Raw genomic sequence first — 340 nt, 5'->3', positions numbered from 1 at the left:
CAGAACCTGCATCAGCAATCTTTTCATCGTAAGCCAAGATTTCCAAGAAGAAAGGAATATCTTCGGCAACACATTCAGAACCAACACGTTCGATGTAAGCTTGTTTTTGTTGGTTCAATTCATCTGAACTATCTACATCGTAGTAAAGCAAGAATTTAACTGCATCTGCACCTTGTTCCTTGATACGTTTTGCAGACCAAACATCCAAACAGTCAGGCAAACGTTTTGTACTTGAAGTATCATATCCTGTTTTTTCATATGCAAGAAGAAGACCAGCTTCTTTATCCAAAGCTTTTGTTGCAGGAAGTCCGTATTCAGGGTCAAGAAGCATAGATGAAGC

General features: G+C 39.1%; 1 pseudogene. It reads right to left on the bottom strand.

From position 1 onward, the window contains the following. Positions 1 to 340: pseudogene (locus HMPREF2619_RS01250) on the bottom strand (tagatose-bisphosphate aldolase); the annotation flags it as partial.

Origin of the sequence: Streptococcus sp. HMSC074B11, assembly GCF_001808705.1 — a bacterium.
Taxonomy (GTDB): Bacteria; Bacillota; Bacilli; order Lactobacillales; family Streptococcaceae; genus Streptococcus.
This window is presented reverse-complemented; position numbering and strand designations above follow the sequence as displayed.